A 13,182-nucleotide genomic window follows, 5' to 3' on the forward strand; every position below is an offset into this window, starting at 1 on the left:
GCTTATGCCCCTGCCGTCGCTGAAAGACCAGTTCGCCGCCCTGATCGCCGCACCGTCGGTCAGTTGCACCCAGGCTGCGCTGGACCAGTCCAACCGTCAGGTCATCGACTTGCTGGCCGGCTGGCTTGGCGATCTTGGCTTTGTCTGCGAGATCCGCCAGGTAACGCCTGGCAAGTTCAATCTGCTGGCCAGCCGTGGCACGGGCCCCGGCGGCCTGGTGTTGGCCGGACACAGCGACACCGTGCCCTATGATCCACAACTGTGGGCCAGCGATCCGCTCAAGCTGACCGAGGTCGATGGCCGCTGGGTGGGCTTGGGCAGTTGCGACATGAAAGGCTTCTTTGCGCTGGTCATCGAGGCCGTGTTGCCGCTGTTGGAACACGATTTCAAGCAACCGCTGCTGATTCTTGCGACCTGCGACGAGGAGAGCTCGATGTCCGGCGCCCGCGCCCTGGCTGAGGCCGGTCAGCCCCTAGGCCGCGCGGCAGTGATCGGTGAGCCCACGGGCTTGCGGCCGATTCGCATGCACAAGGGCATCCTCATGGACCGTATCGACATCCTGGGACGCAGCGGGCATTCCTCTGACCCAAGCCTTGGGCACAGTGCCCTTGAGGCGATGCATGCGGTGATGGGCGAGCTGATGGGCCTTCGCCAGCAATGGCAGCAGGCCTACCGCAACCCGCAGTTCAGCGTGCCGACCCCGACGATGAACTTTGGTTGCATCCACGGCGGCGACAACCCTAATCGCATCTGCGGCCAATGCGCCCTGGAGTTCGACCTGCGTCCGCTGCCTGGCATGGATGTCGACCAGCTGCGCGCGGCGATCCGGGAAAAACTCGTGCCGGTGGCCGAACGCCACGAAGTGCGCATCGACTATGCGCCGTTGTTTCCGGAAGTCCCACCGTTCGAGCAGGCCGCCGACGCCGAACTGGTGCAATTGGCCGAACGTCTGACCGGCCATCGCGCCGAGGCAGTGGCCTTTGGCACCGAAGCGCCTTATCTTCAACAACTGGGCTGCCAGACCATCGTGCTGGGCCCGGGCGACATTGCCTGTGCCCACCAGCCGGGCGAATACCTTGAAATGTCACGTATCGAGCCTACCGTGCGTCTATTGCGTGATCTGATCCGGCACTATTGCCTGAGCTAGGGTCTGTATGAAATGTGTTCGCCCGCGCGTACACGCGCATTGGAGCCCTGTTCCAACGCAGCATGGCCCAGAGCGGATACATTTCGTACAACGCCTAAACGTCCATTGACCTGATTCGTCCCTGCCTAGAGGAGACCGCGCGTGACCGCAAGCCTGTTCCGACGATGATTTTGAACGCCGCCGTTTGTTCGCCGTTCTCCGTTCACTTATCCACAGGCCTTGTCATGCCCGATTACGTCAACTGGCTGCGCCATGCTTCTCCCTACATCAACGCTCATCGCGACTGCACCTTCGTGGTCATGCTCCCAGGCGATGGCGTGGAACACCCCAATTTCGGCAACATCGTCCACGACCTGGTGCTGCTGCATAGCCTCGGCGTGCGGCTGGTGCTGGTCCATGGCTCGCGTCCGCAAATCGAGAGCCGCCTGGCCGATCGCGGCCTGACACCTCATTATCATCGCGGCATGCGTGTCACCGACGCGGCGACCCTGGACTGCGTGATCGATGCCGTCGGCGCCCTGCGCCTGGCCATCGAGGCGCGCCTGTCGATGGACATCGCCGCCTCGCCGATGCAAGGCTCGCGGCTGCGGGTGGCGTCGGGCAATCTGGTCACCGCCCGGCCGATCGGGGTGCTCGAAGGGGTCGACTATCACCACACCGGCGAGGTGCGGCGGATCGACCGCAAGGGCATCAACCGCCTGCTCGACGAGCGCTCCATCGTGTTGCTGTCGCCCTTGGGCTATTCGCCTACCGGCGAGATCTTCAATCTGGCCTGCGAAGACGTGGCGACCCGCGCCGCCATCGAGCTTGGCGCCGACAAACTGCTGCTGTTCGGTGCCGAACCCGGCTTGCTGGACGAGCAGGGCAAGCTGGTGCGTGAGCTGCGTCCACAACAGGTACCCGCGCATCTGCAACGCTTGGGCAGCGACTATCAGGGCGAACTGCTCGATGCCGCCGCCGAAGCCTGCAAGGGCGGTGTGGCGCGCAGTCACATCGTCAGCTATGCCGAGGACGGCGCGCTGCTGACCGAGCTGTTCACGCGTGGCGGCGGGGGCACGCTGGTGTCCCAGGAGCAGTTCGAAGTGGTGCGTGAGGCGACCATCGACGATGTGGGCGGTTTGCTGGAGCTGATCAGTCCGCTGGAGGAGCAGGGGATCCTGGTGCGGCGCTCGCGTGAAGTGTTGGAGCGAGAGATCGAGCAGTTCAGCGTCGTCGAGCGCGAGGGCATGATCATCGCCTGCGCGGCGCTGTATCCGATCGCCGATTCCGACGCAGGAGAGCTGGCGTGCCTGGCGGTGAACCCTGAGTATCGCCATGGCGGACGTGGCGACGAGTTGCTGGAGCGGATCGAGAGCCGGGCGCGGCAGCAGGGCCTTAGCACCTTGTTCGTGCTCACCACCCGTACCGCGCATTGGTTCCGTGAACGCGGCTTCGCGCCCAGTGGGGTGGAGCGGCTGCCGGCGGCGCGGGCATCGCTGTACAACTACCAGCGCAATTCGAAGATTTTCGAGAAGCCGCTTTGAGACTGTGCTGATCTCTTCGCGGGCGACACGGTCCCGGAATGAAAAACGCCGCCCCTTGGGGCGGCGTTTTCGTTTACACGGTATGCAGGTACCAGTTGTACTCGAGGTCGGAGATCGAGTGCTCGAACTCCTCCAGCTCGCTCTCCTTGCACGCGACGAAGATGTCGATGTACTTCGGATCGATGTACTTGTTCAGGATTTCGCTGTCGTCCAGCTCGCGCAGGGCATCGCGCAGGTTGTTCGGCAGGCTCTGCTCCAGCTGTTCGTACGAGTTGCCTTCGATCGGCTCACCCGGCTCGACCTTGTTGGTCAGGCCATGGTGCACACCGGCCAATACGGCGGCCATCATCAGGTACGGGTTGGCGTCGGCACCGGCCACGCGGTGCTCGATGCGCACGGCATCCGGCGAACCGGTTGGCACGCGCAGGGCTACGGTACGGTTGTCCAGGCCCCAGCTCGGCGCATTCGGCACATAGAACTGTGCACCGAAGCGACGGTACGAGTTGACGTTCGGGCACAGGAACGCCATGGACGCGGGCAGGGTCTCGAGCACACCGCCGACAGCGTGACGTAGCGCGGCGTTCTGCTCGGGATCCTCGCTGGTGAAGATGTTGTTGCCATCTTTGTCCAGCACGGAGATGTGTACATGCAGGCCATTGCCCGCCTGGCCCGGGTAGGGCTTGGCCATGAAGGTGGTGTCCATCTCATGGTCGTAGGCGATGTTCTTGATAAGGCGCTTGAGCAGTACGGCGTAGTCACAGGCCTTGAGCGGGTCGGGGACGTGATGCAGGTTGACTTCGAACTGGGCCGGGGCGCTTTCCTTGACGATGGCGTCGGCCGGAATGCCTTGCTCCTTGGCGCCTTCGAGGATGTCCTGCAGGCAATCGGCATACTCGTCCAGATCGTCGATCAGATACACCTGGGTCGATTGCGGACGCTTGCCCGAGATTGGCGAACGCGGCGGCTGGGGACGGCCGTTCACGTTTTCCTGGTCGATCAGGTAGAACTCGAGCTCGAAAGCTGCGCAGATCGTCAGGCCCATCTCGGTGAACTTGTTCACCACTTGGCGCAGGACCTCGCGCGGGTCGGCGAAGAACGGCTCGCCTTCCAGTTCGTGCATGGTCATCAGCAGTTGAGCGGTGGGGCGCTTCTGCCAGGGTTCGTTGGAGAGGGTGCCGGGGATCGGGTAGCAGATGCGGTCGGCATCGCCGATGTCCAGGCCAAGGCCGGTGCTTTCGACGGTGGAACCGTTGATATCCAGGGCGAAGAGGGAGGCGGGCAGGTTGATGCCTTTCTCGTAAACCTTGTGGAGGCTGGTGCGCTCTATGCGCTTGCCGCGCACCACACCATTCATATCTGCAATCAGAAGGTCAACGTAGAGAACCTCAGGATGTTCCTTAAGGAACGCGTTCGCTTCGTTAAGCTGAACGGCACGCGGGGGTACCGACATGATGCAACACCTTTGTTGTTAAAAATATCAATCAAGGGGGGCTTGCAAGCCCAGTCAATCCGAAAGACCTAGCGAAGTCAAGCCAACCCCATGATGCCCCGAAATGGCACAGCAACGGCAGAAATGCTGCATCTGGGGGCAACTCATTATCCGCTATTTTGGCCCCAAAGGGCTATCGCAGGCTGAGCGTGGTTTATTTTTTACGGAGTGGTTGTGTAAAAAAATGAACAAGGCTAAGCTCGGCCTCAACCCAGAACACAATAATACGAGGGTCACATGGTCCGCCTGCCGAGACCTGAAAGCGCTGCCTGCGCCGCGCACACAGGTGTTCCCAGCATTCGCCGCGAAGGCTGCGCACGCATCGAGTCCTGCGCGCGCGCTCTGCTCGCAATAATTGACGGCTGGTCAGGTCCATCCTCCGTTCGTAGCAGTTTCCTGCACGTCCTTTCGCTTCTCTGCCCTTTGTTTGTATCGCGGACACGCTTGTTTCGAGTGTATCTGCTGTCGTCTTGCGCGTGGGTTTTTGCTTTAGCCAAGCACTGCATCCAGAATCAAGGCGCGGGTCTGCCATGGCATTTGCGGCCAGGCAGCGTCCGTCTTGATCGACGCCAGGCGTCAGCGGCGCCCGACTATCGTCAGCCGGGCCACATTACCTCCTGAGGTATTTATGAGTACCAACCTCGACCAGCTCACCGATTGGTTGAAAGAGCACAAGATCACCGAAGTGGAATGCCTGATCAGCGACCTGACCGGCATCACCCGCGGCAAGATTTCGCCGACCAACAAGTTCATCGCCGAAAAGGGCATGCGCCTGCCCGAAAGCGTCCTGCTGCAGACCGTGACCGGCGACTACGTCGACGACGACATCTATTACCAACTGCTGGACCCGGCCGACATCGACATGATCTGCCGCCCAGACGAGAGCGCCGTGTTCCTCGTGCCATGGGCCATCGAGCCGACCGCCCAGGTCATCCACGACACCTACGACAAGAAGGGCAACCCGGTCGAGCTGTCGCCGCGCAACGTGCTCAAGAAAGTCCTGAAGCTGTACGCCGACAAAGGCTGGCAGCCGATCGTGGCGCCTGAGATGGAGTTCTACCTGACCAAGCGCAGCGAGGATCCGGACTTCCCGCTGCAACCGCCAGTGGGTCGCTCCGGCCGTCCGGAGACCGGTCGCCAGTCGTTCTCCATCGAGGCTGCCAACGAGTTCGACCCGTTGTTCGAGGACGTCTATGACTGGTGCGAACTGCAGCAACTGGACCTCGACACACTCATCCACGAAGACGGCACGGCGCAGATGGAGATCAACTTCCGTCACGGCAACGCTCTGCACCTGGCCGACCAGATCCTGGTGTTCAAGCGCACCATGCGCGAGGCGGCGCTCAAGCACAACGTGGCCGCGACCTTCATGGCCAAGCCCATGACCGGCGAGCCTGGCAGCGCCATGCACCTGCACCAGAGCGTGGTGGACGTGGCCACCGGCAAGAACATTTTCTCCAACGAGGACGGCAGCATGAGCGAGCTGTTCCTCAACCACATCGGCGGCCTGCAAAAGTTCATCCCTGAAGCGCTGCCGCTGTTCGCCCCCAACGTCAACTCGTTCCGCCGATTCCTGCCGGACACCTCGGCACCGGTGAACGTCGAATGGGGCGAGGAGAACCGCACCGTTGGCCTGCGTGTGCCTGATGCCGGGCCGCAGAACCGCCGCGTGGAAAACCGTCTGCCAGGCGCCGACGCCAACCCTTACCTGGCCATTGCCGCGAGCTTGCTGTGCGGCTACATCGGTATGGTCGAGGGCATCGGCGCCAGTGCGCCGGTCCAGGGCCGTGGCTACGAGCGGCGCAATCTGCGGCTGCCGCTGACCATCGAAGATGCCTTGGAGCGCATGGAAAACTGCCGCGCGCTGGAACAGTACCTGGGCAAGAAATTCATCAGCGGCTATGTGGCCACCAAGCGGGCCGAGCACGAGAACTTCAAACGGGTAATCAGCTCCTGGGAGCGAGAGTTCCTGCTGTTTGCCGTCTGATCAAACTTGGGGCCGCTTCAGCGCGGCTGTCGGATAACGGAGAAGCACATGAGCGTCAACAACCCGCAAACCCGTGAATGGCAAACCTTGAGCGGTGAGCACCACCTGGCGCCTTTCAGCGACTACAAGCAGCTGAAGGAAAAAGGACCGCGCATCATCACCAAGGCCCAGGGCGTGCATTTGTGGGACAGCGAGGGTCACAAGATCCTCGACGGCATGGCCGGCCTGTGGTGTGTGGCCGTAGGCTATGGCCGTGAAGAACTGGTGCAGGCGGCGGAAAAACAGATGCGAGAGCTGCCGTACTACAACCTGTTCTTCCAGACCGCTCACCCGCCAGCCCTGGAACTGGCCAAGGCGATCACCGATGTGGCGCCCAAGGGCATGACCCATGTGTTCTTCACCGGTTCCGGCTCCGAAGGCAACGACACCGTGCTGCGTATGGTTCGCCACTACTGGGCGCTCAAGGGCAAGCCTGGCAAGCAGACCATCATCGGCCGCATCAACGGCTATCACGGCTCCACCGTCGCTGGCGCAAGCCTCGGCGGCATGAGCGGCATGCACGAGCAGGGCGGCCTGCCGATCCCGGGCATCGTGCACATTCCACAGCCGTACTGGTTCGGTGAGGGCGGCGACATGACCCCTGATGCGTTCGGGGTATGGGCTGCCGAGCAACTGGAAAAGAAAATCCTGGAAGTGGGCGAAGACAACGTCGCGGCGTTCATCGCCGAGCCGATCCAGGGGGCGGGCGGGGTAATCATTCCACCGGACACCTACTGGCCGAAGATCAAGGAGATCCTCGCCAAGTACGACATTCTGTTCGTCGCCGACGAAGTGATCTGCGGCTTCGGCCGTACCGGCGAGTGGTTCGGCTCGGACTACTACGGTCTGGAACCCGACCTGATGACCATCGCCAAGGGCCTGACCTCCGGTTACATCCCCATGGGCGGTGTGATCGTGCGTGACACCGTGGCCCAGGTTCTCAGCGAAGGCGGCGACTTCAACCACGGCTTTACCTACTCAGGCCACCCGGTGGCCGCTGCCGTGGGCCTGGAAAACCTGCGCATCCTGCGCGATGAGAAGATCGTCGAGCGCGCCAGGACCGAAACGGCACCTTATTTGCAAAAGCGTTTGCGTGAACTGCAAGACCACCCACTGGTGGGCGAGGTACGCGGCCTGGGCCTGCTCGGTGCGATCGAGCTGGTCAAGGACAAGGCGACCCGCACCCGTCACGAGGGCAAGGGCATCGGCATGATCTGCCGTACGCACTGCTTCGAGAACGGGCTGGTGATGCGTGCGGTGGGCGACACCATGATCATCGCGCCGCCCTTGGTGATCAGCCACGCAGAGATCGATGAGTTGATTGAAAAGGCGCGCAAGTGCCTGGACTTGACGTACGAAGCGATCAAGTGACGGTCTGCTAGGCTGGCAAAGCGACATTAAGCGGTTACAGGGCCCTGCTTTCCTTGAAACAGCGCCTTGTAACTTGCCAGACTAGCGGCTGTTTCAGTCGCCCAGCGCTGTACCGTGGGATCTTGGCTGCTGAACAGATGGCTTGATAATAAATTCTGGAGCATTACGCATGAAGAAAATGGGCAAGACGTTGCTGGCCGCGGCCCTGATGGGTGCCATGGCTACCGCTGTTCAGGCTGACGACAAAACGCTGCACGTCTACAACTGGTCCGACTACATTGCACCGGACACCATCGCCAACTTCGAGAAGCAGACCGGCATCAAGGTCGTCTACGACGTTTTCGACAGCAACGAGACCCTGGAAGCCAAGCTGCTGGCCGGCAAATCCGGCTACGACGTGGTCGTGCCGTCGAACAACTTCCTGGCCAAGCAGATCAAGGCAGGTGTCTACCAGGAGCTGGACCGCTCGAAGCTGCCGAACTGGAAGAACCTGGACGAAGACCTGCTCAAGGCCGTGGGCGATGCCAGCGACCCGGGCAACAAGCATGCCTTCCCGTACATGTGGGGCTCGATCGGCATCGGCTACAACCCGGAGAAGGTCAAGGCCGCGCTGGGCGTGGACAAGATCGATTCTTGGGACGCCGTGTTCAAGCCTGAGAACATCGCCAAGCTCAAGAGCTGCGGCGTGAGCTTCCTGGATGCACCGACCGAAATGATCCCGGCGGCCTTGCACTACCTGGGCAAACCGTCCAACAGCACCGACAAGAAAGACCTGAAGGCCGCCGAAGAGCTGTTCCTGAGCATTCGTCCTTCGATCACCTACTTCCACTCCTCCAAGTACATCTCTGACCTGGCCAACGGCAACATCTGCGTGGCAGTCGGCTACTCGGGCGACCTGGAGCAATCCAAGGCCCGTGCCCACGAAGCCGGCGACAAGGTCAAGCTGAGCTACGTCATTCCGAAGGAAGGCGCCGGTACCTTCTACGACATGGTCGCCATTCCGAAGGATGCCGAAAACGTCGAAGCCGCCTACAAGTTCATGGACTTCCTGATGCAACCGGAAGTCATGGCTGGCATCACCAATGCCGTGCGCTTCCCGAACGGCAACAAAGCTGCGACTGCACTGGTAGACAAGGAAATCACCAGCGATCCGAGCATCTACCCGCCAGCTGACGTGAAGAAAAAGCTGTACGCGATCGCCGACCCGGGTGCCAAGGCACAGCGTGAGATCACTCGCAGCTGGACCAAGATCAAGTCGGGCAAGTAAGCCCGTCTCGAAGCCCTCTGGGCCGGGGTTTCCCGGCCCGGAAGGCGTGTAAGGCAATTTTGTTTGCGGCATCGATGCAGCAAAGGTAAGTTGCGCGCCGGTTTTGCGTGTACGGCAGCGTCGCCGTCACCCAGAGGCACTGATTGTGAGGACCATCCACTTGTCTATTTCCGTATTTCGCAAGGCCATGATGGCTGGAGCGGGTCTGACGCTGGCATTCGGCGTCCAAGCAGCGCCCACGGTGCATATCTACAACTGGTCGGACTACATTGGCCCGACGACCCTCGCCGATTTCCAGAAGGCAACCGGCATCGAGGCCAAGTACGACGTCTTCGATTCAAACGAAACCCTGGAAGGCAAGCTGCTCGCCGGTCGCACCGGCTATGACGTGGTCGTGCCGTCCAACCATTTCCTGGGCAAGCAGATCAAGGCGGGCGCCTTCCAGAAGCTCGACCGCAGCCTGCTGCCGAATTATTCCAACCTGGACCCGGCTCTGATGAAGCGCCTCGAGCGCAATGACCCGGGCAACCAGTACGCCGTGCCGTATCTGTGGGGCACCAACGGCATCGGTTACAACGTCGAGAAGGTCAAGGCGGTGCTGGGCACCGACAAGATCGACTCCTGGGCTGTGCTCTTCGAGCCCGAGAACATGAAGAAGCTCTCCCAGTGCGGCGTGGCGTTCCTGGACTCGGCCGACGAAATGCTGCCGGCCGTGCTCAACTACATGGGCCTGGACCCTAACAGCAGCAATCCCAAGGACTACCAGGCGGCCGAAAAGAAACTCCTGGCCGTGCGTCCCTACGTGACCTACTTCCATTCCTCGAAATACATCACTGACCTGGCCAATGGCGATATCTGCGTCGCCGCCGGATTCTCCGGTGATGTGTTCCAGGCCAAGGCCCGCGCCGAAGAGGCCGGCAAGGGCGTGAAACTGGCCTACGCCATTCCAAAAGAAGGCGGCAACCTCTGGTTCGATGTGCTGGCGATTCCCAAGGACGCCAGCAACGTCAAGGAGGCCCATGCCTTCATCAACTATCTGCTGAAACCTGAGGTCATCGCTCAGGTCAGCGATTATGTCGGTTACGCCAACCCGAACCCCAGGGCTGGCGACCTGATGGATCAGGCCGTGAGGACTGACGCTGCGGTCTACCCTCCGCAGGAAGTGCTGGACAAGATGTTCGTCAATGCTGAGTTGCCACCGAAGGTGCAACGTCTGATGACCCGTAGCTGGACCAAGGTCAAGTCGGGCAAGTAATCATCCAGACCCTCTACGTTCCTGCCAAAACAGGCCGTGTGGGCATAAAAATCTTGTTGGGAGTTTCACTCATGGCAGTTGCCTCCGGTGCCTATAAAAAAGCCCTCGAGGGTGGCCAGCAACCCAAGCAGGTGCTGGTCAAAATCGACCGGGTCACAAAAAAGTTCGACGAAACGGTAGCCGTGGACGATGTGTCCCTGGAAATCCGCAAGGGTGAGATCTTCGCCCTGCTGGGTGGCTCCGGCTCCGGCAAGTCCACCTTGCTGCGTATGCTTGCCGGCTTCGAGCGTCCGACCGAAGGGCGGATCTTCCTCGATGGCGTCGACATCACCGACATGCCGCCCTACGAGCGGCCGATCAACATGATGTTCCAGTCCTACGCGCTGTTCCCGCACATGACCGTGGCGCAGAACATCGCCTTCGGCCTGCAGCAGGACAAGATGCCCAAGGCCGAGATCGACGCCCGCGTGGCCGAGATGCTCAAGCTGGTGCACATGACTCAGTACGCCAAGCGCAAGCCGCACCAGCTTTCCGGCGGCCAGCGCCAGCGTGTGGCCCTGGCCCGTTCGTTGGCCAAGCGTCCGAAGCTGCTGCTGCTGGACGAACCGATGGGCGCCCTGGACAAGAAACTGCGCTCGCAAATGCAACTGGAGCTGGTCGAAATCATCGAGCGGGTCGGCGTGACCTGCGTGATGGTGACCCACGACCAGGAAGAGGCCATGACCATGGCCCAACGCATCGCCATCATGCACCTGGGCTGGATCGCCCAGATCGGCAGCCCGGTGGATGTGTACGAGACCCCGACCAGCCGCCTGGTCTGCGAGTTCATCGGTAACGTCAACCTGTTCGAGGGTGAAGTGGTCGACGACGCCGAAGGCCATGCGCTGATCGCAAGCCCTGAGCTCGAACGCAATATCTACGTGGGCCACGGTGTCACCACCTCGGTCGAAGACAAGCACATCACTTATGCCCTGCGTCCGGAAAAACTCCTGGTGACCTCCGAGCAGCCGACCTGCCAGTACAACTGGTCGCGTGGCAAGGTCCATGACATCGCCTACCTGGGTGGTCATTCGGTGTTCTACGTGGAGCTGCCGAGCGGGAAAGTGGTCCAGTCCTTCGTCGCCAACGCCGAGCGCCAGGGCACCCGCCCGACCTGGGGCGATGAAGTGTACGTCTGGTGGGAAGACGACAGCGGCGTGGTATTGCGCTCATGAACATTCGCAAGCTCAAGCGAGCACTCAACAAAGTGACCCCGGAGGGCCGCCATCTGGTGATCGGCGTGCCGTTCATCTGGCTGTTCCTGTTCTTCATGCTGCCGTTCTTCATCGTCCTGAAGATCAGCTTCGCTGAAGCCGACGTGGCGATCCCGCCCTACACGGAGATCTACAGCTACGTCGAGGACAAGATCCAACTGGTGCTCAACCTGGCCAACTACGGCCTGTTGACCGAGGATGAACTGTACATCTCGGCCTATCTGGGCTCGCTGAAGATGGCCTTCTTCAGCACCCTTCTGTGCCTGCTGATCGGCTACCCGATGGCCTACGCCATCGCCAATGCCCGCAAGGAAACCCAGACGGTCCTGCTGCTGCTGATCATGATGCCGACCTGGACCGCGATCCTGATCCGCGTCTATGCCTGGATGGGCATCCTCAGCAATAACGGCCTGCTCAACAGCTTCCTGCTGTGGATCGGCTTGATCGACCAGCCGCTGCAGATCCTCAACACCAACCTGGCGGTGTACATCGGCGTGGTCTATTCGTACCTGCCGTTCATGATCCTTCCGTTGTACGCGAACCTGGTCAAGCACGACCCGAGCCTGCTCGAGGCCGCAAGCGACCTGGGTTCGAGCACCTTCAACAGCTTCTGGAAGATCACTGTGCCGCTGTCGAAGAACGGCATCATCGCCGGCTGCATGCTGGTGTTCATCCCGGTGGTGGGCGAGTTCGTGATTCCTGAACTGCTCGGCGGCCCGGAAACCCTGATGATCGGCAAGGTGCTGTGGCAGGAGTTCTTCAACAACCGTGACTGGCCGGTGGCATCCGCCCTGGCGGTGGTGATGCTGGCGATCCTGATCGTGCCCATCCTGCTGTTCAACCGCAGCCAGGCCAAAGAAATGGAGGGCAGAGCATGAAGCGCTTCGGTTTCTCCAAGCTGATGCTGGTGCTCGGCTTGCTGTTCATCTACCTGCCGATGCTGATCCTGGTGATCTACTCGTTCAACGCCTCCAAGCTTGTGACGGTCTGGGGCGGCTGGTCGGTGAAGTGGTACGTCGGCCTGCTGGACAACAGTCAGTTGATGGGCTCGGTGATGCGCTCGCTGGAGATCGCCTGCTACACGGCGATCGCCGCCGTGGCGTTGGGTACCCTGGCCGCCTTCGTGCTGACCCGGGTGACCCGTTTCAAGGGCCGTACCCTGTTCGGTGGCCTGGTAACAGCGCCTCTGGTGATGCCTGAGGTGATCACCGGTCTGTCGCTGCTGCTGCTGTTCGTGGCCATGGCGCAGATGATCGGCTGGCCGCAGGAGCGTGGCATCGTCACCATCTGGATCGCTCACACCACTTTCTGCGCAGCCTATGTGGCGGTGGTGGTGTCGGCGCGCCTGCGTGAGCTGGACCTGTCCATCGAAGAGGCTGCCATGGACCTGGGTGCCAAGCCGTGGAAGGTGTTCTTCCTGATCACCATCCCGATGATCGCGCCATCGCTGGCGGCGGGCGGCATGATGTCCTTCGCCCTGTCGCTGGATGACCTGGTACTGGCCAGTTTCGTGTCCGGTCCAGGTTCGACCACCTTGCCGATGGAAGTGTTCTCCGCTGTGCGCCTTGGCGTGAAGCCGGAAATCAACGCCGTGGCCAGCTTGATCCTGCTGTCGGTATCGCTGGTGACCTTCCTGGTGTGGTACTTCAGCCGCCAGGCCGAAGAGCGTCGTCGCAAGGCTATCCAGCAAGCCATCGAAGAGGGCGCTGCGGCGAATGTTTCGCAGCCGCAGGTCAAGCGTCCGGTTCAGGCTACCGCGTCGGTCTGATCCATCCGTGGGCCGCTTTGCGGCCCTTCGCAGGCTCCGCGAGCTCCTGCAGGTATCGCATGCGATACCTGCAGGAGCGCATC

10 protein-coding genes are annotated in these 13,182 nt (G+C 61.3%); 9 read left to right on the forward strand and 1 reads right to left on the reverse strand.

Translation table 11 applies throughout. The features are described 5' to 3' along the window. Positions 1-4: 4 nt before the first annotated feature. Both argE and argA read left to right on the forward strand, forming a co-directional pair. Positions 5-1,147, forward strand: coding sequence for an acetylornithine deacetylase (gene argE, locus R6G97_RS10745; protein ID WP_102081401.1), 1,143 nt, complete (start codon positions 5-7; stop codon positions 1,145-1,147). Positions 1,148-1,371: 224 nt separating this feature from the next. Continuing rightward, on the forward strand, positions 1,372-2,670 hold the full coding sequence (gene argA / locus R6G97_RS10750; protein WP_043211546.1) for an amino-acid N-acetyltransferase: 1,299 nt from the start codon (positions 1,372-1,374) through the stop codon (positions 2,668-2,670). 73 nt (positions 2,671-2,743) lie between these two features. On the opposite strand, the gene R6G97_RS10755 is transcribed toward argA, so the two are convergent. Further along, positions 2,744-4,120 (reverse strand): glutamine synthetase family protein, encoded by a 1,377-nt coding sequence (locus R6G97_RS10755; protein WP_043211544.1) that lies wholly within the window; start codon positions 4,118-4,120, stop codon positions 2,744-2,746. 667 nt (positions 4,121-4,787) lie between these two features. On the opposite strand from R6G97_RS10755, the gene R6G97_RS10760 reads away from it, so the two are divergent. From R6G97_RS10760 to R6G97_RS10790, 7 genes are all read left to right on the forward strand, one after another. Beyond that, positions 4,788-6,146 carry a glutamine synthetase family protein gene (locus tag R6G97_RS10760; protein ID WP_043211541.1) on the forward strand — a complete coding sequence of 453 codons (1,359 nt, stop codon included), beginning with the start codon at positions 4,788-4,790 and terminating at the stop codon, positions 6,144-6,146. Between the two features lie 48 nt (positions 6,147-6,194). Continuing rightward, positions 6,195-7,556: an aspartate aminotransferase family protein gene (locus tag R6G97_RS10765; protein ID WP_317848083.1), complete on the forward strand. Its 1,362-nt coding sequence runs from the start codon at positions 6,195-6,197 to the stop codon at positions 7,554-7,556. Positions 7,557-7,725: 169 nt separating this feature from the next. Then, entirely contained in the window at positions 7,726-8,823 is a 1,098-nt protein-coding gene (locus R6G97_RS10770) for a polyamine ABC transporter substrate-binding protein (RefSeq protein ID WP_043211536.1), read from the forward strand. Positions 8,824-8,983: 160 nt separating this feature from the next. Continuing rightward, positions 8,984-10,078 (forward strand): polyamine ABC transporter substrate-binding protein, encoded by a 1,095-nt coding sequence (locus tag R6G97_RS10775; protein ID WP_043211534.1) that lies wholly within the window; start codon positions 8,984-8,986, stop codon positions 10,076-10,078. A 71-nt stretch (positions 10,079-10,149) separates the two neighbouring features. Beyond that, a complete protein-coding gene (gene potA, locus R6G97_RS10780; RefSeq protein ID WP_043211532.1) occupies positions 10,150-11,292 on the forward strand; it encodes a polyamine ABC transporter ATP-binding protein in 1,143 nt (380 codons plus the stop codon). Continuing rightward, positions 11,289-12,209 (forward strand): ABC transporter permease subunit, encoded by a 921-nt coding sequence (locus tag R6G97_RS10785; protein ID WP_043211531.1) that lies wholly within the window; start codon positions 11,289-11,291, stop codon positions 12,207-12,209. The genes potA and R6G97_RS10785 overlap by 4 nt, the downstream gene beginning before the upstream one ends. Continuing rightward, positions 12,206-13,099, forward strand: coding sequence for an ABC transporter permease subunit (locus tag R6G97_RS10790; protein WP_043211529.1), 894 nt, complete (start codon positions 12,206-12,208; stop codon positions 13,097-13,099). Before R6G97_RS10785 ends, R6G97_RS10790 begins: the two co-directional genes overlap by 4 nt. The last annotated feature ends 83 nt before the right edge of the window (positions 13,100-13,182 follow it).

This window comes from Pseudomonas sp. HTZ2, from assembly GCF_033173945.1.
Classification (GTDB): domain Bacteria; phylum Pseudomonadota; class Gammaproteobacteria; order Pseudomonadales; family Pseudomonadaceae; genus Aquipseudomonas; species Aquipseudomonas guariconensis.

Bases quoted from the DNA above. Each gene is read 5' to 3' on its own strand.
- R6G97_RS10790 (WP_043211529.1), top strand. From the start codon at position 12,206: ATGAAGCGCTTCGGTTTCTCCAAGCTGATGCTGGTGCTCGGCTTGCTG.
- R6G97_RS10755 (WP_043211544.1), bottom strand. From the start codon at position 4,120: ATGTCGGTACCCCCGCGTGCCGTTCAGCTTAACGAAGCGAACGCGTTC.
- R6G97_RS10785 (WP_043211531.1), top strand. From the start codon at position 11,289: ATGAACATTCGCAAGCTCAAGCGAGCACTCAACAAAGTGACCCCGGAG.
- R6G97_RS10770 (WP_043211536.1), top strand. From the start codon at position 7,726: ATGAAGAAAATGGGCAAGACGTTGCTGGCCGCGGCCCTGATGGGTGCC.
- argA (WP_043211546.1), top strand. From the start codon at position 1,372: ATGCCCGATTACGTCAACTGGCTGCGCCATGCTTCTCCCTACATCAAC.
- R6G97_RS10765 (WP_317848083.1), top strand. From the start codon at position 6,195: ATGAGCGTCAACAACCCGCAAACCCGTGAATGGCAAACCTTGAGCGGT.
- argE (WP_102081401.1), top strand. From the start codon at position 5: ATGCCCCTGCCGTCGCTGAAAGACCAGTTCGCCGCCCTGATCGCCGCA.
- potA (WP_043211532.1), top strand. From the start codon at position 10,150: ATGGCAGTTGCCTCCGGTGCCTATAAAAAAGCCCTCGAGGGTGGCCAG.
- R6G97_RS10760 (WP_043211541.1), top strand. From the start codon at position 4,788: ATGAGTACCAACCTCGACCAGCTCACCGATTGGTTGAAAGAGCACAAG.